Origin of the sequence: Lentzea sp. NEAU-D7 (assembly GCF_026242055.1) — a bacterium.
Taxonomy (GTDB): domain Bacteria; phylum Actinomycetota; class Actinomycetes; order Mycobacteriales; family Pseudonocardiaceae; genus Lentzea.
In genome coordinates, this window is sequence record NZ_JAPJDL010000003.1 from 168772 (window position 1) to 187327 (window position 18556).

14 protein-coding genes are annotated in these 18556 nt (G+C 70.2%); 5 read left to right on the plus strand and 9 right to left on the minus strand.

What is annotated here, in order from left to right:
• Positions 1-9 precede the first annotated feature (9 nt).
• Together ORI60_RS07665 and ORI60_RS07670 are read left to right on the plus strand one after the other, a co-directional pair.
• The gene (locus ORI60_RS07665) at positions 10-333 is read left to right on the plus strand and encodes a DUF2563 family protein (RefSeq protein WP_266035773.1); all 324 of its coding nucleotides are present in this window, start codon (positions 10-12) and stop codon (positions 331-333) included.
• A complete protein-coding gene (locus ORI60_RS07670) occupies positions 330-2300 on the plus strand; it encodes an alpha/beta hydrolase (protein ID WP_266035775.1) in 1971 nt (656 codons plus the stop codon). Before ORI60_RS07665 ends, ORI60_RS07670 begins: the two co-directional genes overlap by 4 nt.
• Here ORI60_RS07670 and ORI60_RS07675 read toward each other — a convergent pair.
• The gene (locus ORI60_RS07675) at positions 2297-2644 is read right to left on the minus strand and encodes a sterol carrier family protein (RefSeq protein WP_416234379.1); all 348 of its coding nucleotides are present in this window, start codon (positions 2642-2644) and stop codon (positions 2297-2299) included. The two genes, ORI60_RS07670 and ORI60_RS07675, sit on opposite strands and share 4 nt — an antisense overlap.
• Positions 2645-2734: 90 nt before the next feature.
• Between ORI60_RS07675 and ORI60_RS07680 the strand changes: the two genes are divergently transcribed.
• Positions 2735-4228 carry a hypothetical protein gene (locus ORI60_RS07680; protein ID WP_266035778.1) on the plus strand — a complete coding sequence of 498 codons (1494 nt, stop codon included), beginning with the start codon at positions 2735-2737 and terminating at the stop codon, positions 4226-4228.
• The gene (locus ORI60_RS07685; protein ID WP_266035780.1) at positions 4225-5913 is read left to right on the plus strand and encodes an FtsK/SpoIIIE domain-containing protein; all 1689 of its coding nucleotides are present in this window, start codon (positions 4225-4227) and stop codon (positions 5911-5913) included. The genes ORI60_RS07680 and ORI60_RS07685 overlap by 4 nt, the downstream gene beginning before the upstream one ends.
• On the opposite strand, the gene ORI60_RS07690 is transcribed toward ORI60_RS07685, so the two are convergent.
• The 5 genes from ORI60_RS07690 to ORI60_RS07710 form a co-directional block, all read right to left on the minus strand.
• On the minus strand, positions 5908-7551 hold the full coding sequence (locus ORI60_RS07690) for a glycosyl hydrolase family 28-related protein (protein ID WP_266035782.1): 1644 nt from the start codon (positions 7549-7551) through the stop codon (positions 5908-5910). The genes ORI60_RS07685 and ORI60_RS07690 overlap by 6 nt on opposite strands.
• A gap of 56 nt (positions 7552-7607) precedes the next feature.
• Positions 7608-8414, minus strand: coding sequence for an ESX secretion-associated protein EspG (locus tag ORI60_RS07695; RefSeq protein WP_266035784.1), 807 nt, complete (start codon positions 8412-8414; stop codon positions 7608-7610).
• The gene (locus ORI60_RS07700; protein WP_266035786.1) at positions 8411-9700 is read right to left on the minus strand and encodes a hypothetical protein; all 1290 of its coding nucleotides are present in this window, start codon (positions 9698-9700) and stop codon (positions 8411-8413) included. Before ORI60_RS07700 ends, ORI60_RS07695 begins: the two co-directional genes overlap by 4 nt.
• 16 nt (positions 9701-9716) lie before the next feature.
• A complete protein-coding gene (locus ORI60_RS07705) occupies positions 9717-10091 on the minus strand; it encodes a transcriptional regulator (RefSeq protein WP_266035787.1) in 375 nt (124 codons plus the stop codon).
• 123 nt (positions 10092-10214) lie between these two features.
• Entirely contained in the window at positions 10215-10808 is a 594-nt protein-coding gene (locus tag ORI60_RS07710) for a DUF3558 domain-containing protein (RefSeq protein ID WP_266035789.1), read from the minus strand.
• A gap of 150 nt (positions 10809-10958) precedes the next feature.
• Between ORI60_RS07710 and ORI60_RS07715 the strand changes: the two genes are divergently transcribed.
• Positions 10959-13598: a glycoside hydrolase family 2 protein gene (locus tag ORI60_RS07715; RefSeq protein ID WP_266035791.1), complete on the plus strand. Its 2640-nt coding sequence runs from the start codon at positions 10959-10961 to the stop codon at positions 13596-13598.
• A 45-nt stretch (positions 13599-13643) separates the two neighbouring features.
• Here ORI60_RS07715 and ORI60_RS07720 read toward each other — a convergent pair whose 3' ends face one another.
• From ORI60_RS07720 to ORI60_RS07730, 3 genes are read right to left on the minus strand one after another with little or no spacing between them, the layout of a single operon-like run.
• Positions 13644-15440, minus strand: coding sequence for a glycoside hydrolase family 15 protein (locus tag ORI60_RS07720; protein WP_266035793.1), 1797 nt, complete (start codon positions 15438-15440; stop codon positions 13644-13646).
• A gap of 20 nt (positions 15441-15460) precedes the next feature.
• Complete coding sequence (locus ORI60_RS07725) at positions 15461-17626, minus strand: putative bifunctional diguanylate cyclase/phosphodiesterase (protein WP_266035795.1); 2166 nt, start codon at positions 17624-17626, stop codon at positions 15461-15463.
• Positions 17627-17680: 54 nt separating this feature from the next.
• Positions 17681-18499 (minus strand): SAM-dependent methyltransferase, encoded by an 819-nt coding sequence (locus ORI60_RS07730; RefSeq protein WP_266035797.1) that lies wholly within the window; start codon positions 18497-18499, stop codon positions 17681-17683.
• Positions 18500-18556 lie beyond the last annotated feature (57 nt).

Below are 18556 nucleotides of genomic sequence, written 5' to 3' on the forward strand. Positions count from 1 at the left end.
GGGGTGGCGATGTTCGGCGTTGAGCCAGAGCTGCTGCGCACCGCGTCCAAGGAGTTCGGCAACGGCTCCGACGCGGTGCGCGAGGCAGCGGAGATGATCTCGATGCTCCAGCTCGACGCGAGTGCGTTCGGGGAGGTCGACGCCGCCGCGGAGTTCGCGGACGCGCTGTCGAAGTTCGTCGGCACGCACTCCCAGGACCTGCAGCGCGGTTCCTCCTGGTTCACCGACGCGGCAGAGGGTCTCGTGTCGAACGCCGAGGCCTACCAGCGCATCGACGAGGACCACGCGGCAGCGCTGAAGAAGCTCTTCTCGGGACTGGGGGGCGGTCAGTGAGCTACACGGATCCCGAGAGCCTGTACGGCAGGCTCGCGTCCGGTGATGTCGGCCGGATCGCTGCGGCCGCGGACCCGATCACCGGTGCGATCAGCGCGGTCGGCCGGGCGGGCGAGTTCGTCACGAACGGTGGCAAGACCGCCGTCAGCGACTGGACCGGTGACGCCGCGACGAAGTTCACCGCGCGCGCCCAGTTGTCCGCCACCGCCGCCAAGGCCGCCGCCGAACGACTCGGCGCGGGCGTCGACATCCTCCAGGCCGCTTCGCGTGCCTACGGCCAGATGCGGGGCGCGGCGGACCAGGCGATCGGCGTGTGGCGCGGTCGGCCGCCAGGCATGGACGAGGAACAGACCCGTCAGCTCGCCAACCAGGTCAACCAGCACCTGGACAAGGTGAAGTCGGGTTACGACAACGTTCTGCGCTCCTACGCGAGTGCGCTGACCAGGATCCCGCCCGGCTTCGAGGAGTCGGCGCGCACGGACTCCGGCTGGAGCCGTGCCGCCCAGCGCGGAGGTGCGGCCGGTGCGCTGCCGCCGGTGCCGCCGCCCGGCTCCGACCCGAAGGCCGTCGCGGACTGGTGGAAGTCGCTCAGCAAGGACCAGCAGGAAGCGCTCAAGAACACGAAGTACCAGGAGCTCGGCCAGCTCCGCGGCCTTCCCGCCGACGTGCTGGACGAAGCGAACCGCAAGCGGATCCCGGAGGACGCGGCGCGGTTCAACGCGGAGAAGGACCAGCTCAAGCAGCAGCTGGCCGACCGTGCCCGCGAGCTGGGCGTCGATCCGAACTCGGCAGAGGGTCAGCGCGCTCTGCGCAACGACGCCCAGGGCTCGCAGCTGATGTCGCAGTACGACGAGGCGGCACGGCGCGCGAAGAACGCGGATGACGCGGTGGGCGCGCTGGACAAGGCCGGCCAGTTGAGCGCGGAGAGCGGCAAGAAGGCGTACGTGCTCGCGTGGAGCCCTGATGGCGCCGGCGCCAAGGAAGGCGCGATCGCCGTCGCGTTCGGCAACCCGGACACCGCGAAGAACGTCGCGGTGTGCGTGCCCGGCACCACGTCCACGCTCAGCAGCTTCGGCCTGGACCAGGCCGCGAACCTCAGCACGGAGATGGGTCCGGACGGCGCCGCGATCCAGTGGCTCGGCTACGACGCGCCGGAGTTCCTGCCCGGCCAGGTGAACGACCCGGAACAGGCCCGCGAGGGTGGCGCGATCCTCGCGAAGGACGTCGAGGGCTACCGCACCACCAACCCGAACGCCCACGTCACGGTGATCGGCCACAGCTACGGCAGCACGGTCGTCGGCTACTCGGCCATGGACAACGGCCTGAAGGCGGACGACATCGTGTTCGTCGGCTCGCCGGGTGTCGGCGCGTCCAACGTCGACCAGCTGTCGGCGGGCGCCGGGCACGTCTACGTCGGTGGCACGGAACACGACCCGGTCATCCAGGCGACGAGTGGTGACTGGTTCACCAAGGACGGGTCGTCGACCGGTCCCTACGACTCCTCGTTCGGTGGCAAGACGTTCGGCACGTCCGGTGAGTCCTGGATCGGCCACGCCCACTCGTCGTACTACGACAAGGGCACCGAGTCGCTCAGCAACATCGCGAAGATCGCCAACGGTGACGGCGGCAGCGTCACCGAGCAGCGCTGGCAGGACGCTCCGACGCCGCGTGAGGTGCCCGGTTCGGACATCCCCGGTGTCGGGCCGGTCATCGACTGGGGCGTCAACACCGGCAAGGAGGTCGTCGACATGGGCGAGGACGTCTGGCGCGGTGGCGGTCAGGTCGTGGACGACATCTCGAACGGCCGCTGGGGTGACGCGGCCGGGCACGCGGTGGACACCGTGGGCGAGGTCGCGAGCGACGCCGGCGACGTCGTGGTCGACACGATCGGCAACGCGGTGGAGCTCGGGCGCGACGCCGTCGAGGGTGTCGGCGGCGCGATCAAGACGATCGGGTCGTGGTTCTAGAACCTCACGACCGGCAGCAGGGGTGAGAGGTCGGCCCGGGTTCCGGAGGCGGTGACCCGGGCTCCGTCCAGCGCGTCGGTCCAGTCGAGCGCGCCGGTGGCCAGTTCGAGCCACGTGCGGGCGTCCGTCTCCACGACGTTCGGGGGCGTGCCGCGCGTGTGCCTCGGCCCTTCGACGCACTGCACGGCCGCGAACGGGGGAACGCGCACCTCGACGCTGCGGCCGGGCGCGATCTGTTCGAGCGTGCGCAGGCTCAGGCGGACGGCGGCGGCGAGCACAGAGCGTTCTGGCTGGTCAGCCTCACCGCGCAACCATGGGACCACCGCCTGCACGGCGGCTCGCATCTCGGCTGGGTCGACGGCTTTGGCTGGCACGCCACCCACATTAGCGAAGGGGCAGCGGCGCTCCCGGCGCTGTTGGTATACCTCTGAGCTGTGATCAGGAACTTCGCCGTCGTCGGTCCCGGGCAGGCGACCAGGGAACGGCTGACGGCGGCTCTGGCGGCGGCACCGGACATCTCGGTCTACCGGATCGGGCGCGGCGCGGACCCGCTGCCCGTGTCCGCGACCTTCGACCCGGCGGACGAGCCGGGGTGCCGCAGCGTGCTGGACTGGTTCGAGCGCGGTGCGCCGTCGGGCGCCGTGCTGCTCATGGACGACTGGGAGCTGTGCTCCGGTCTCGACCCGGCGCTGGACAGGACAGTCGAGTGGATCGCCGCCTTCGGGCCGGCGCGCGGCGTGCAGGTCGTCGTCACAGCCAGGAAGTGGTCGGAGGTGCCCGACCGGCTGCGGCGGCACCTGCACGGCGAAGCTACGGACTTCCTGGCGCTGCACGGCATCGAACCCGATCTGAGCAACAAGTACCAGCGCCACGACCTGAAGGCCGCCATCGGCTCGAACGCACGCGGCTGGCCCGTCTACCGCGACGGCGCCGTCCCCGTCAGCGCGTGCATCGGCCCGGCCGCGGAACGCGAGCAGCAGCTGCTCAGCGCGTTGCTGGGCCTCATGGTCACGCACTCGTCGCAGGACCTGAACTTCGGCCTCTTCGACATGAAGAACGTCGGCGTGTTCGACGGCCTGGACGCGGCACCGCACGTGGCGTTCACGCTCACCGGAGAAGCCGGCGACGAGATGCTCGAGCGGTTCCACGACGGCCTCGTCGGCGAGCTCGGCCGCCGGCAGCAGCTCCTCCAGTCGGGCGAACGGTTTCCGGCCCTGCTGGTCTGCGTGGACAGCGCCGAGGTGCTCGTCGAACGGATCCCCGGCTACGAGCGGGTCCTGGAGTCCCTCACCCGCGCCGGGCGCGAGCTCGGCGTCCACCTGCTCTGCTCCGGCGACGCACCGCCTGCCTTCCTGCGGCCCCCGGTCCCCGCCTGGCCGGCCGCGGAGCCGCCGTACGACCTCGAGGAGTGGGCCGAGGTCCTGCCGCCGGCACTGGCCGGATCGTGCCCGCCCGCACACGAGATCGCGCTGCCACCGCTGCACGAGTCCTCAGTGGACCTCAAGCTGGAGATGCTGCCGCCAGGTGCCATCGGCCTGCTGGACAAGCCCTTCGGGCAACGGCGCGACGTGCTGGTCCCCGCGTTCACCGAGGAGCTCCGCCACGGCGCCATCGTCGGCGGGCCGGGCACCGGCAAGAGCACGACGCTGCGCACCCTCGCCGGCGTGCTCGGTGATCCGGGCCGCTACCAGCTCCTCGACGGCCCCGGCGAGCCCCTCGACCCGCAACGCCACGTCGTCGTGACCGCCCGCAGCTGGGACCAGGTGCCGCCGTTCATCAGGAACAGCCTGGGCTTCGCCGTCGAGTTCCGCCTGGACGACCCCGCCACGTCCCTCGTCGACGCCCGCGAGGCCGCCCGCGTGCCGGACCGGCCCGGTTTCGGCCTCTCCGTGCCCGACCGCCTCCACGCGCGGATCGCGCTCCCGTGAACCACCTCGCCCTCATCGGGCCGCCCGGCCTCGTCACGCGCCGGATGGCTGCGACGCAGGGGATCTACCGCATCGGGCGGGGTGAGGCGGCCGGTGTCGCGGTGAGCTTCGAACCCGGCGACGAGCGGCGGCGGCAGAACCTGCTGGCGTGGTTCGAACGGGGTGCCGAGCCCGGCGCTACGTTGCTGGTCGACGACTGGAAGTACTGCAGCGCGGAGGATCCCGGGCTGGCCGAGTCGGTGCGGTGGATCGCCGCGGCGGCGTGGAACGTGCGGGTGGTCATCACCGCGAGGTCGCTCGAAGAGCTGCCGGAGCGGGTGCCGCTGCGCGTCGAGGTGCTGGACTTCCTGGCGCTGCACGGGCTGCGGCGGTTCACCAAGGCGCTCGCGTGGAAGGGGCGGTGGTGGAAGGTCCCCGCGGGTGTCGACTCGAACGGCGTGCCTGTCGTCGTGGAGCTGACGCACTTCGCCGACGGGAAGTGGCGCACGGGATCACATCTGAGCGTCACCTCGCCGGACGCGTTCCGCGGTGTGGTGCTGGGTCTGATGGCCACGCACTCGCCCAAGTTGTTCCAGGCGATGTTCATCGACGCGCACGACTCGGACGTGTTCGACGGGCTCGACCAGGCCCCGCACGTCGTGGCTCGTCATCGTCACGCGGCCCGGGATCCGCGGAAGATCGCGGACCTGCTCCTCGCGGAGTCGGAGCGCCGGCTCGACGTCGTCGGCAACACCTGGACGATCTTCGACCACCGGGCCTTCGACCAGGTGCTGCCGCAGCTCCTGGTGTGCGTCAGCGGATTCGCTGACATCGGAGAGGCCGCGTTCGCCGCCATCGCGGCGGACGTCGGCAAGTCCGGGATGCAACTCCTGCTCGACGGTCCGAGCGAGTTGGCGAACCGGCTGGTCGACGACTGCGCGGCGCCCGCGAACCTCGACGAGATGGCGAGGTCGCTGCCGCTGCTGATGCACGAGGACGAACCCGCACCGGACTTCTTCGCCCTGCACGAGATGCCGAACAGGCACGTGTGGAAACCACGCCCCGTCAGGTTGCAGTACCGGGTTCCGGTCGGGGTGGACGAGTACGGGCAGCCGGTCGAGATCGACCTGAAGTCCAAGCACCTGCAGGACGGAATGGGGCCGCACGGCGACGTGGTCGCGCCGGAGGGACGACGGGCGGAAGCCGTCCGCGCACTGGTCCTCGGCCAGATGCTGCGGCACTCACCGGACGAGCTCCAGGTCGTCCTCATCGACTTCCACGGCAACGGCGTGTTCGCGGGCCTGGACGGCGCGCCGCACGTGCGGCACGGCATCGTGGACCTGCTGGAGGACCACGAACAGCGTGCCCGGACGTTGGCGCACAACAACTTCCGGAACATCTGGGACTACCGCGCCGCCGGGCTCGTCCTGCCCGAGCTGCTGGTCTGCGTCGACGGTGTGCACGGGCTCCTGCGGGAACGCCCGGAGTTCAGCGAGGTCCTGCAGACCCTGGCCACGGCGGGGCGCACCTACGGCCAGCACCTGCTGCTGTCCGACACGACACCGGGCGAGCACTCGTCGTACCGCCTGGAGCTGACCGAACAGGGCTGGACGCGGCGCATCGGGAGGTCGGTGGAGAGGCTCGTGCTCCCCACCGACCTCAACGACGTGGCGTGGTCCCTGCCGGTGGCGATGGCTAGCTCATGAGCGGCGCAGCTTCCGCTGTGCGTCGTAGAGGTTGCGCGGGGTCACGTCGGTCGTGCCGTAGAGCTCCAGGCGGGAGTTCAGCTCGCCGGTGAAGTCCGGCTTGTCGACCTGGCCGAAGTCGCGGACCTCGGAGATCGCCACGGTGGCGCTGCAGGGCGCGACCTGGTCGATGCGGACGTTGCCGGCGCGCTGGTTGGTGACGGTGACGTTCCAGTGCGCGAAGCGGGCGCCGTACAACGGTCCCGCGTTCGCGCTGCCACCGTGCGCCCCGACGTTGTTGATGGTGATCTCGGTGCGGACGTTGGCGAACGGCAGGCCGCGGTGGGTGTCGAAGACGTCGTGGTCCATGCGGCCGCGGGTCCAGACGTTGCCGCACGACAGGCCCTCGACGTTCAGGCCGTGGTTGCCCGCGCCCGCCTGCGAGGGCTCCGACGGGGCCTCGATCACGAAGCCGTCGGTCAGGTTGTCGTGGGACTGCTCGCGCACCGCGTACGCGTGGTGGTGGCCGCGGCCGGACACGCGCGTGTTCAGCAGCGAGATCCCCTTGGAGGACACCAGGAGGAAGCCGTTGTCGACGTCCTGGACGTGCACGTCGTCGGCCCAGCAGTCCCACGCGCACTGGAACGCGACACCGTTGTACCCCTTGTCCTGCAGGTGTTTCGGGGTCGGCACCTTGAACATCTCGATCTTGATGCCCTCGACGCCCGCGCCCGTGACGACCGGTGCCATCGTGGTCAGGCGGGCCTTCCACTCCGGACGGATCTCCAGCGGCAGCGGCTGTGCGAGCTTCACCCTGTCGCCGCGCACCCACTCCACCCGAACCGGCCACAGGAACGGGAAGTACGACAGGAGCTTGTCCTTGTCGTCCCACCTGTACGTGGCGGTGCCGGGGACGTCGCCGCACATGTGCTTGGGCAGCGAGTAGTTCGAGTCGTCGAGCCGCAGCAGCACGCGCTGGCCCGCCCGCAGCGAGCGTCCGTTCTCGACGGTCACGACGAACGAACCCCGTGCCGCGGACCCGGTCACGGCCGTCAGCGTCGAGCCCTGCTCCAGCTCGTTGCCCGTCCAGCCCTCGAACGGCCACCTGCGGGCCTTGATCGCGTCCACCAGCGGCTGGTAGCGGTCGCGGTGGCAGACCCACACCAGGCCACCGGACCAGCTCCACGCCGAGTTCTCCGAGCCGTAGCGGCTGCGGTTGATGCCGACGATCTCCTCCAGCGACCTGGTCGCGCAGAAGGTCGTCCTCGCACTGCCCGCGCCGCGCAGCACCACGTTGTCGTAGCCGATGCGGATGATGTCGTCGATCCGGTAGCGGCCCGGCGGCACGAACACGGTGCCGCCGCCCAGCCTGCCGACGAACTCGACGGCCTTGTTGATGGCGGCGGAGGCGTCGGCCGAACCGTCGCGCCGGGCGCCGAAGAAGAGGACGTTCGCGAGCACCGGGCGACGGGCGGGCTTCTCGCCCGTGCGGTAGCCGGCGTAGGCGACGTTCGGGATCTGCGGGTGGTTGTACGGGTTGGCAGCGAACTCCTGCCACAGCGAGGCGGAGGACTGCGCGGAGGCAGTCCCCGTCAACGCTGGCGTACCGACCAGTGCAGCCCCTGTAGCCAGCAGGAACAGCCTTCTGTCGATGCTCATTTCGCCGTCTCCAAGGGGTCTTGGCCACGGCGGCGGTGGTCAGATCAAACCAGAGATCAGACGCCCGCGGAACGGACCGCTTCGGAGATCAGCTCGTCGACCTGGTGCATCATCCGGCGCGCGTCGGTCGGCGTGAACGTGCTCCACGGCGGCTGGCCGTTTGAAGCACGGCGTTGCTGCAGGTAGCGGCCCTCTTCGGTGTCGAAGAACGCCACCACGCGCTCGGGGCGCCAGCGCTTGCCGTACTTGTCGCGGGCGGCCGCGCCGAAGTTCCCGGTGTGCACGAGCCCGGTGAACATCTTCACCAGCGCCTTCGCGTCGTCCTCGCGCAGCCCGACGCCGCGGAACGCGGCCTCCATCGACTTCGGCGAGCCGTCGGTCTGCGCGATCGCCTTCTCGATGTCCGCGCTCGGCAGCGTCACCGAGAGACCCGTCCCGGCGGGGTGTGCGGGCAGCACCGACAGCACCGCCGAGGCGAGCCCGGAGCCCGCCCACGGCTGGAACGTCAGCCGGTCGTCCCGCAGCGTCGCCAGCGCGCCCTGGTCGCCGTTCGCCACGGCGAGGACGCGCAGGCTGTGGCCGAGCCAGAGGCGGCCGTCCGCCTCCCGCTCGGGCTTCACGAACATGCGCAGGAGCCCGTCCAGTTCGGACGAGAGCCCGCGCGAGTTGCCGAGGCGCCGGTGGTCCAACTGCTGGTAGACGCGGTTCTCGAGCTGCACGCGCTCGTCCCGCGTCTTACCGGGCGTGGGAACTTTCAGGATGAGCGGCATGGGGCCGACGTTCATGCGTTCCCACAGCACGTCGAACTCCTCGGCGGAGAGAGTGATCGGTTCTCTCTCCGCCGCAGCGCCGAACAGGCTCACTCCGACAGGCCACCGATGACCGGTGGCGCGACCATGCGCTCGTCGCCGAACACGTCGTCGGTCTCGACCAGGTAGTCGGCCGCCTTGTGCTCGATGTCGTCCTCGCCCTCGCCCCGCTGGCCGTGCGCGCCACCACCGGCACCGACACCGGCCGCACCGGCCTTGCCCGCACCGGCGCCGGCGCCCGTGCCCGCGGCACCGCCGCGCAGCGCGTCAGGACCGGAACCCAGGCCGGACATGCCACCGGGCATCCCGCCGGGCTTCATCGCGGCCTGCTGGCCGGCCGCGCCGAGCGAGCCGGACATCGGCCCGAACGCCTTGCCGGCTCCGGAACCGAGCTGACCACCGCGAACGCCGGTGGAACCGCCCTGGCCCTTGGGACCGTTGGGGCCGCCCGTCCCGCCGCCGGTGCCGCCCTGGCCGGGCCGGGTGAACACCGGGCCACCGGGGACCGGCGTCGGCGTGGGGGTCGGAGTCGGCTGCGGCAGGCTCGTGGGAGGCGGGGTGTACGTGGGGGGAGGCGTCGTCGTCGGAGGCTGCGTCCACGACGTGTGCGTCGTGTCGGTGGGCGGCGGCGTCCAGCCGGTCGAGACCTGCTGGTTCGACGTCGTCGGCGTGCCGGACCACGACGGGGTCGTCGTGCCGTGGCCGGTCGGCCCGTCGAAGCCGGTCGGCGTGAAGCCGACGCGCGTGCTGCCGGTACCCGTGTCGCCGGGAGGCGGCGTGTCGATCACGACCTGCGGCGGCGTCGGGAACTCGCCGAGCGTCGAGGAGTTCCAGCGGCTGTCCGACTGGTAGTCCTCCATGACCTTGACGGCCTGGGCGGCGGCGTTGTCCGCCGCGGCTTCCTGCCGCTCGTGGTCCTGCTGCTGGCCGATGACGTGGGCCATGCCGAGCGGACCGGTCAGCGCGCCACCGGCGTAGTCGAGGAAGCCGGGCTTCTCGGTCGTGACGGGGACGACCTCGGGCATCTTCTTGCGCGCCTCGGCGATGTACTCGCCCTGCAGACGCGCGGAGCTCTCCATGGTCGTCGCGCCGGTCTCGGCGAAACCGGCCCACTCGGCCAGCGGCGACAGCGCGCCCTGGGCGGCGTCGGCGGCGTCGGACTCCCAGTCCGCGCCCATCTTGGTCAGACCGGCGTGCAGGTCGGCGTCGATCTGGGCGAGCGTCGCGGCGATCTGCTTCCAGCCCTGTTCGACCGGGATGGAGGCGGCGACGCCGGGACCTGAGTTGATCATCTTGTACAGCTCGGGGTGGGCGTACCCCTGGAAGCGGTGTTCGGTCATCGGTCAGTCCCCCCTCTCAGTCCTGGTCTCGGAGGTGCTTGCCCCACATGGCGGCGTTGTCGCCCTCGGTCATGCGGTACTGCTCTTCGATCATCTTCAGCTGGTCGATCACGCCGATGAGCTGCTTCTTGTAGGAGTCGAGCGCGGCCAGGGCCTTCTCCGACGTCTGCTCGTTGAACGCCTTCGACGTCTCACCGCTGATCGGGTCGGCGGCCCAGGGCCTGGTGGGCAGGTCGTTGACGGCCTGCGTGATCTTGCTGTCGAACTCGGCCAGGGCCTGTTCGAAAGCCTTCCTCGCCTGTGGAATGGCGGACGGGTCCACCTTCAGCTTGCGCTGCCCGAACTCCGGGGGCGATGAGACGCCTCCACCTCCACCATCCGCGAGAAACACGGCACACCCTCCTCAGTACGGCCCTCAGGGAACGGGCCATGTGTGCATTTGGGACGACTTTAGCTCTGATGCATTACGCGAGTGACCGGTTCCCGGTACAAGACAGGTAGTTCTGCTCAACCGTCACCGGGTCGCCAGAACGGTGGCCGCCGCCGTGGCGAGCGCCTTGGCCTGCGCGCAGGCGGCCTCCGGCGTGTTGCCCTTCTCGCCGAAGACCCCACCCGCGTCCACCAGCAACAACTGGCCGTCGTGGGCGTCGACGTAGATCTCGCAGACCGGGGCGCCACCCGGCGCCTCCCGCTGCGTCAGGTACGCGGGATACCCGGCGACCTGGAGGGAGGTGAGCTTCGACTCACCCGTCGTCCGCTTCAGCCTGTCCGCACCGCCGTTGAGAACCGTGTGGATGCTGGAGACGAACTTGACCGAGGCGTAGGTCTGATTGCACCGCTTGCTCCCCTCCCCGAAATCGGGGAGCGGATTACCCGGTTCGACCTTGCTCAAACCCAACGCCGTCCTCTGTTCGGAGGTGATGAGCGAGCACGGCTCGACGGCCGTCAGATCGACGGCCTTGGGCCTGTTCACCGGCGTGGTGCCGGTCGAAGTTCCGGTCGTCGGAGCGGAGCCCGTCTGGTCACTCGCGGAGGGCTTGCCCGGCTCGGTCGATGAACACCCGGCCAGGACCGCTGCCAGCAAGAACGGGATGGCAAGTCGACGCATGGCGGCCAACGTATCGGATCACCGGGCACGCAGGGTGGCGAACGAGGTGTCCCGCGTCACCCGTTAGCCGCATTGCCGGGCACCCCACCAAAAGGAAACCTTCTTTACGATACCCCGGAGCGCCGCCGCCCCGACGCGTCGAGGAGCGACATGCTGCGCAACCGACCACTACCGGCCGCGGTCGTGGCGGCGATGGGTCTGGCCCTGCTCGTGCCAGGCACCTCAGCCACCGCGGGCCCCGTGCCCGGCACGGGAGCGGCGCTCACCGTGGCCGCCGCCCCCGGACAGACCTCCACCATCCCGGACTGGCGCATGCAGACCAGCGCCACGGCGACGCAGGCCGGCAGTGTGATCTCCGGGACCGGGTACTCGGACGCCGGATGGCTGACCGTGCCCGCGCGGTCGACGGTGATGGCCGGCCTGATCGCCAACGGCAGGTACGGGGACGTCGGCTACTCCGAGAACCTGAAGAGGGCCGACCCCGCGGACTTCAAGGTGCCGTGGTGGTACCGCAAGGTGTTCCAGGCGGACCCGCAGCCGGGTGTCCACACGTTCCTCAAGCTCAACGGCGGCGTGATCTCCCGCGGTGAGGTGTGGCTGAACGGCACGAAGGTCGCCGGCACGGACACGGTCGTCGGCGCCTACCCGACGTTCGAGTTCAACGTCTCCGGCCTGCTGCGCAAAGGCGACAACGCGCTCGCGATCAAGGCGTCGCCGTCCGACCCCGCCAAGGACCTGGTGATCCACTTCATCGACTGGGCGCAGCTCCCGCCGGACCGCAACCAGGGCCTGTTCCGCGACGTCGACCTCGCGCAGAGCGGCGCCGTCTCGTTGCGCGGCCTGCACGTGCTGAGCGACCTGCCGCTGCCGAACCTGGACACCGCCGCGGTCACGGTGAAGGTCGACGCGCGCAACAACACCGGCAGCGCGGTCACCACGACGGTCTCCGGCAGCGCCGCGGGCCAGAACTACAGCCAGAACGTGACTCTGGCCGCGAACGAGACCAGGACCGTCACGTTCCCGCTCACCGTCACCAACCCCCAGGTCTGGTGGCCGTACCAGATGGGCGCGCAGCCCCTGTACGACGCGACGGCCACCGCGACCGTGAGCGGCGCCAGGTCGGACGAGCAGAGGACGACGTTCGGCATCCGCGAGGTCACCTCGAAGATGATCAGCGGCAACCTCCAGTACCAGATCAACGGCAGGCCGATCCTGATCCGCGGCGGCGGCTGGGCGTCGGACCTCTTCCTGCGGACCGACGTGCGGAAGATCGCCGACGAGATGATGCTGACGAAGTCCATGGGCCTCAACACGATCCGCCTCGAGGGCAAGCCAGAGAACGACGAAATCTACGACCTGGCCGACCGCGCGGGCATCCTGCTGATGACCGGCTGGGAGTGCTGCTCGAAGTGGCAGAACACCGGTGGGTTCACCGCGGAGGACAAGAGGGTCGCCGGCGCGTCCGCCGAGGGCGAGGCCAAGCGGATCCGCAACCACCCCAGCGTGTTCACGTTCCTGATCGGCTCGGACGAGGCCCCGGTCGCCGACGTCGAGAAGATCTACCTGGACGCCCTGAAGCGCGCCGACTGGCAGACGCCGATCGTCACCGCGGCCGCGCGCCGCAGCTCTCCGCAGCTCGGTGACTCGGGCATGAAGATGGAGGGTCCGTACTGGTGGGAGCCTCCGGTCTACTGGTACGACAACCAGAAGGGCGGTAGCGCGGGCTTCGCGTCCGAGATCGGTCCCGGCCTCGCGATCCCGGAGATGGACGAGCTCAGGAAGTTCCTGAGCCCGGCCGAGATCGCCAAGCTGACGGACTACAACGCCACGCAGTACCACCTGTCGCCGTCGGGCAACTTCAGCAAGATCGGTTTCTGGGGCACGGCGCTCGACAACCGCTACGGCAAGCCCTCCAGCGTGGACGACTTCGTCGCCAAGTCGCAGCTGCAGCAGTACGAGACGAACCGCGCGCAGTTCGAGGCGTTCGGCCGCGACTTCTCCGACACCGGCGCGAACCAGGCGCAGGGCGTCATCTACTGGATGCAGAACGACCCGTGGCCCAAGCTCTTCTGGCACCTCTACAACTACAACCTGGCGACCGCGGGGTCGTACTTCGGGGCCAAGAAGGCGAACAAGGCGCTGCACGCGCAGTACTCCTACGACGACAGGTCGCTCGCCGTGGTGAACATGGGCCTGGAAGCCAAGCAGGGCATGAGCCTCCAGGTGACGGTCTTCAACTCCGACGGCACCCAGAAGGCGAACGAGACACGGCCCGTTCCGGCCAGGGCCAACGGTTCCGTGCGGGTCGGCACCCTGCCGCAACCCTCGGGCCTGACGCCCGCGTACTTCGTGCGGCTGCTGCTGAAGGACGCCGCGGGCAGGGAGATCGACCGCAACGTCTACTGGCTGTCCACCAAGGCCGACACGCTGAACTACAACGCCGGCGACTGGTGGTACACCCCGCAGGCCCAGTACACGGACCTGAAGTCGCTGAGCTCGTTGAGGGCGGGCCAGGTGTCGGTGACCTCCACGACGCCGCCGGGCACCAACGGCAGGCAGTCCACGAGCGTGACGGTGAAGAACACCGGTACCTCCGTGGCGTTCTTCATGCGGACGTCGCTGCGCAAGGGCCAGGGCGGTGCCGAGGTGCTGCCGGTCGACTGGAGCGACAACTACATCACGCTGTTCCCCGGTGAGAGCCAGACGATCCGGGCCGAGTACCGGACGTCCGACCTGGGAGGCGCCCAGCCGGTCGTCCAGCTCTCCGGGCACAACGTGAGCAAGCGCTAGTGGGTGCGGCTCGGAAGGTTGCCGGCAACGTTCCGAGCCGCGCCACTAACTGCCGTAGCGGTTCGCGACGACGGCGGGTCGTTCCACGGGGCGGCCCGCGTCGAGCGACCACGCCAGCCGCACGTACTGCGCGTGCGTCCAGGCGAGCGGGGTGGCCGAGCCGGTTCCCCTGCCGTTCCAGACCTGTTCGGGCAGCATGAGGCCGCTGTTGGCGGTCGCGGCGATCTCGCGCAACCGCTGGGCGGCACCGGCCTTGTCGCCGGCGAGCAGCTCGTACTCACCGCGTTCGCCGCTGAGCAACGGCCACAACCTGCCGTAGGTGCGCGTCGGCGTCGGCCAGTTGATGCCCCACGGCCTGCCGTCCGCGGTCTCGCCGTAGCCGTCCTGCGTGAAGCGGTGCCAGTAGCCCTGCTCCTTCAGCTGCTGGTCCACGACTCGCACGGTGTTGCGGATGACCGGGTCGTCGGCGCGCTTCACACCGAGCCGCACCAGTTCCAGGAAGCTCGGGTCGACGACCGCGCGCTGGTCGATGTCGGTGGGGTTGTTGTCGCCGAGGTTGTACTTCGTGCCCTGGTCCGGCTGTCCGTCCTTCGTCACGCGCAGGTAGTACGGCTTCGGCGCGTGAGGACCGGTCTTCGTCGCGGTCCAGCCCTCCACCTTTCGCTGCCACTCGTCGGCGGCCTGGAGGTACCTGTCCGCGTTCTCCCCGTTGCGCTGCAGGAGGTCCGCGAAGCACACCAGCCCGGCGACGACCGATGCGATCGTGGCCGGCGAGTAGCCGTCCTGGTTCTCCCAGCGCTCCTGCTCGCTGAACGGCGAGTTCGGGTAGCTCAGCAGGTAGTCGGCCGACCGGCGCAATGCGTCCATTGTGGACTTGTCAGTTCGGCTCAGGTGCCACGCGAGCAGGAGGGGTGCCGCTGTCTGGTCGAGCTGCACCTTGGTCCACACGGGGGTGCCGTCGACGCGCGTGTTCTGCGGGAGGTGGCCGTCCGGCTCCTGCTGTTCGCGCAGCATGAAGTCCAGCGACCGCTCGGCGAACCCGCGGTCACCGGCGGCGATCATGGCCGTGGACACGTGGTAGAGGTCGCGTGGCCAGACCAGCGCGTAGGGGCCGAGCTCCGGTGCCAGCGCCCGGTCGAACCCGAAGGCCCACGGGAAGCTCGGCGACGCGATCGACGCGCCGGGGTGGGTCTTGTCCTCGGTCGCCGCCAGCACCATCACCGACATGTCGTAGAGCCGCCGGTCCGCCGACCTCGGGCGCTTCAGCGCGTCGAGGTAGGTGTGCCATCCCCGCGCGTACTCCTTCGCGCTGGCACGGAATCCCCGGTCCAGCGCGGCCTGGGCCACGCCTTCGCCGAACCCGACCGCGAACGTGCCGCGCGCGTGGCGCACCGGCTCGGTGGGCAGGGTGGTCCTGACCTCGCTGGAGCCCTTCATCGGCACGTGCTCGACCGAGAGCCGGACCGGGCGCTGGGCCGTGACCGTCACGTCCGCGAGGACGGCCGCGCGCTGCGGATCGGTCACGTAGGTGATCTCGGCCCGCCAGCCGTCACCGCGCAGGTGCTGCCGGAAGGTCAGCGACCTGTCGTCGGCGGGCTCAGTGTGCGCCCGGCCGGGTTTTCCGTCGACCAGCAGCCGCGTCTCGCGCGTCGCGGGTGTGCTGAGGTCAGGGAAGAAGATCTCGGACAGGCCCTGGTGGCCGAGGGTGAACCACACCGGGCTGGCCGCCGATCTGGCCGTGCCGAACGCCTGCTTGTCCGCGGGCAGGGGAACCACTTCGGCCGCACGGGCTACCGGGGCCGACATGATCAGCAGGAGTACGACCAGGGCCAATGGCTTCATGCCCTGGGGTGTTCCCCGAGCTAGAGATCACCACGCAACAGGCTGTCGATGTTCTCCGGCGGACCCGGCCGCGCGAAGAACCAGCCCTGGCCCGTGTCGCATCCCAGGCGCAGCAACCGGGCGGCCTGAGCAGGCGTCTCCACGCCTTCCGCCGTGACGCCCAACGACAGTGCGTGCGCGAGCTGCACCAGCGTCGCGACGATCTGCGCGTCGACGGGGTCTTCCTCGTTCTCGGCCCGCAGACCTTCCATGAACGAACCGGCGATCTTCAGCTCGTGCACGGGCAGATGCTTGAGGTACGCCAGGTTCGAGTAGCCGGTGCCGAAGTCGTCGATCGCGATGCGCACACCCATGTCGCACAACGCCCGCAGCGCCTCCAGCGGCTCGTCGGCGGTGCCCATGATCGCCGACTCGGTGAGCTCCAGCTGCAGGTGGTGCGGCGGCAGCGCGCACTCGTCCAGGATCTGCTTGACGTCGCGCACCAGCTCCGGGTCGCGGGACTGCCGCACGGCCAGGTTCACCGACACGAACGGCGCCGCGTCCCCGAACTCCTCCAGCCAGCGCCGCGCCTCCTCGCAGGCCTTGCGCAGCACCCACCGTCCTAATGGGACGATCAGGCCGGTCTCCTCGGCCAGTTCGATGAACCGGTCCGGCGCGAGCCGCCCGAACTCCGGGTGCTGCCAGCGCACGAGCGCCTCGACGCCGATGACCTTCGAGTCCTCCAGGCGCACCAGCGGCTGGTACTCGACGTAGAACTCGCCGCGTTCCAACGCGCGCGGCATCGTCGCGGACAGCGTGAACCGGGCGACCTCGCGGGCGTTGCGCTCCGGGTCGTACAACGCCCATCGCGCCTTGCCGTCGGCCTTGGCCCAGTACAGCGTGATGTCCGCGTCGCGCATGAGGTCCGCGGACGTGGTGCCGGACAGCTGCCGTTCGACGATGCCGATCGACGCCGACACGGACAGCTCGTGGCCCGCGATGCGGATCGGCGCCTCCAGCTCGGTCAGCACCCGGTCCGCGACGTCCACGATGTCCTGCTCGCCGGACGAGCCCTCGACCAGGATCACGAACTCGTCGCCGCCCATGCGCGCGACCAGCTTGCCCTCGCCGGACACCGAGTGGTCGAGCCTGCGGCCGACCTCGACCAGCAGCTGGTCCCCGGTGTCGTGGCCGAGCGAGTCGTTGATGACCTTGAACCCGTCCAGGTCCAGGTAGCAGAGGCCGGCCCGCACGTGCCTGGCCCGGTTGCTGAAGACGCGCCCGAGGCGTTCGAGGAACAGCGCGCGGTTCGGCAGCCCGGTCAGCGGGTCGTGCAACGCCTGGTAGCGCAGCCGGTTCTGCAGCAGGTGCCGGTCGGTGACGTCCTCGATCATCGCGACCTGGTACTGCGGCTCGCCGTGGTCGTCGCGGACCAGCGACAACGTCAGGTGCGTCCACACCTGCTCGCCGTCCGCGCGGTGAAACCGCTTCTCGGCCCGGTAGTGGTCGCACTCGCCTGCGATGAGCTGGTCGTAGAGCCGCCACACGCTGCCCGCGTCCTCGGGGTGCATGAGGTCGCGCACGTTGTACTGGCGCATCTCCTCGACGCTGAACCCGAGCATGTCCTGCAGGGCCTGGTTGACGTCCAGGATCCGGCCGTCGATGGCGGCGATGCCGATGCCGATCGCGGCCTCGGTGAACATGGCGCGGAACCGGGCCTCCGAGGCCCGCAGCATCGACTCTGCCTGGTCGCGGGCGTCCAGCACGGCCGCCCTGATGGCCTCCTGCTCGGCGAGCGTGCGCTCCCGCAGCGCGCGGGCGTACCCGGCGGCCAGCGCGCCCTGCAGGGCGGTCAGGCGGGACGTCAGCCGGGCGTCGCCGGGGAAGCCGAGCTCGACCAGCAGGTCGTCGCCGAGCAGCTGGACGGTGCGGCCGAGCGTGTCGGTGCCGGTGAAGTGCGCGTCGACCAGACGTGAGCCGATCTCGTGACCGGGTGCCGTGCGGAACGGGCTCGCGAACAGCGCCTCGACCAGCAGCTCGGTGAGGTCCTGGAGGTGCTGGGCGACCTCCGCCCTGGTCATCGGCACGTAGCTGGACCCGATCACGGCCGTGGCCCAGCTGCGCGCGAACGACTGGGCACCGGCCAGTACGGCCGGGCTCAAAGGAGAGCGATCCTCACGCACCCGCTGGTCAACCCGATCGGTCATCGTCTCGGCCCTAACGCCACGAACGCGCAGCATACGGCCGGTCGCCGTCCGGAGTCATCTCCAAGCCTTCCGGCCCAACGCGGCGAACCCGGGAAAGCCCCTCCCGGACTCCTCCACGTCGGCCGGTGACTCGGGGTGCCAGGCGGGCACCCGGACGACACCGGGATCGACCAGCTCGAACCCGTCGAACAGGCGCCTGATCTCGGTCGCGTCGCGGAACGTCATCTGCGTGACGTCGCGGTTGTAGATCTTGCGGGCCTGCCGGGAGGCCTCGGTCTCCTCGTCCGCCTCGTAACCGGCGTGCGAGATCGCGAGGAAGCTGCCGGGCGACAGGTGGTCGCGGTAGCCGCCGACGACGTCCCACGGGTCTTCCTCGTCCGACACGAAGTGCAACAACGCGATCATCAGCACGGCGACCGGCTCGTCGAAGTCGAGCTGCTTGTCCACCTCGTCCGAGGCGAGCACACCCGCCCAGTCGCGGACGTCGGCGTGCAGCACGCTCACGTGGTCGTTGCCGGCCAGCAGCGACCGGCTGTGCGCGACGGCGACCGGGTCGAGGTCGACGTAGACGACCCTGCCCTCGGGATCGGTGGCCTGCACGATCTCGTGCACGTTGCCGACGGTCGGGATGCCGGAGCCGAGGTCGAGGAACTGTCGGACGCCGCGGCCCAGCAGGTGGCGGACGACCCTGCGCAGGAACGCGCGGTGGTTGAGGACCACCCCGCGCAGCTCGGGCATGGTCTCCAGCGTCTTCTGGGCCACGGCCCTGTCCGCGGCGAAGTTGTGCGCGCCGCCGAGCCAGTAGTCGTACACCCGCGCGACGCTGGGCCGCTCCAGGTCGATGTCCGCCGGCGCCCAGTTCGGCCGCTCCACTCGCTCACCCCACCCGCGTTCGAACCGTTCGAGCCCATCATGCACCCGGTCCTTGGC

What these genes read in the sequence shown, in the direction of transcription:
- ORI60_RS07720 (WP_266035793.1), bottom strand. Translation starts at nt 15,440, where the DNA reads ATGAAGCCATTGGCCCTGGTCGTACTCCTGCTGATCATGTCGGCCCCG.
- ORI60_RS07710 (WP_266035789.1), bottom strand. Translation starts at nt 10,808, where the DNA reads ATGCGTCGACTTGCCATCCCGTTCTTGCTGGCAGCGGTCCTGGCCGGG.
- ORI60_RS07725 (WP_266035795.1), bottom strand. Translation starts at nt 17,626, where the DNA reads ATGACCGATCGGGTTGACCAGCGGGTGCGTGAGGATCGCTCTCCTTTG.
- ORI60_RS07665 (WP_266035773.1), top strand. Translation starts at nt 10, where the DNA reads ATGTTCGGCGTTGAGCCAGAGCTGCTGCGCACCGCGTCCAAGGAGTTC.
- ORI60_RS07690 (WP_266035782.1), bottom strand. Translation starts at nt 7,551, where the DNA reads ATGAGCATCGACAGAAGGCTGTTCCTGCTGGCTACAGGGGCTGCACTG.
- ORI60_RS07675 (WP_416234379.1), bottom strand. Translation starts at nt 2,644, where the DNA reads ATGCGAGCCGCCGTGCAGGCGGTGGTCCCATGGTTGCGCGGTGAGGCT.
- ORI60_RS07715 (WP_266035791.1), top strand. Translation starts at nt 10,959, where the DNA reads ATGCTGCGCAACCGACCACTACCGGCCGCGGTCGTGGCGGCGATGGGT.
- ORI60_RS07700 (WP_266035786.1), bottom strand. Translation starts at nt 9,700, where the DNA reads ATGACCGAACACCGCTTCCAGGGGTACGCCCACCCCGAGCTGTACAAG.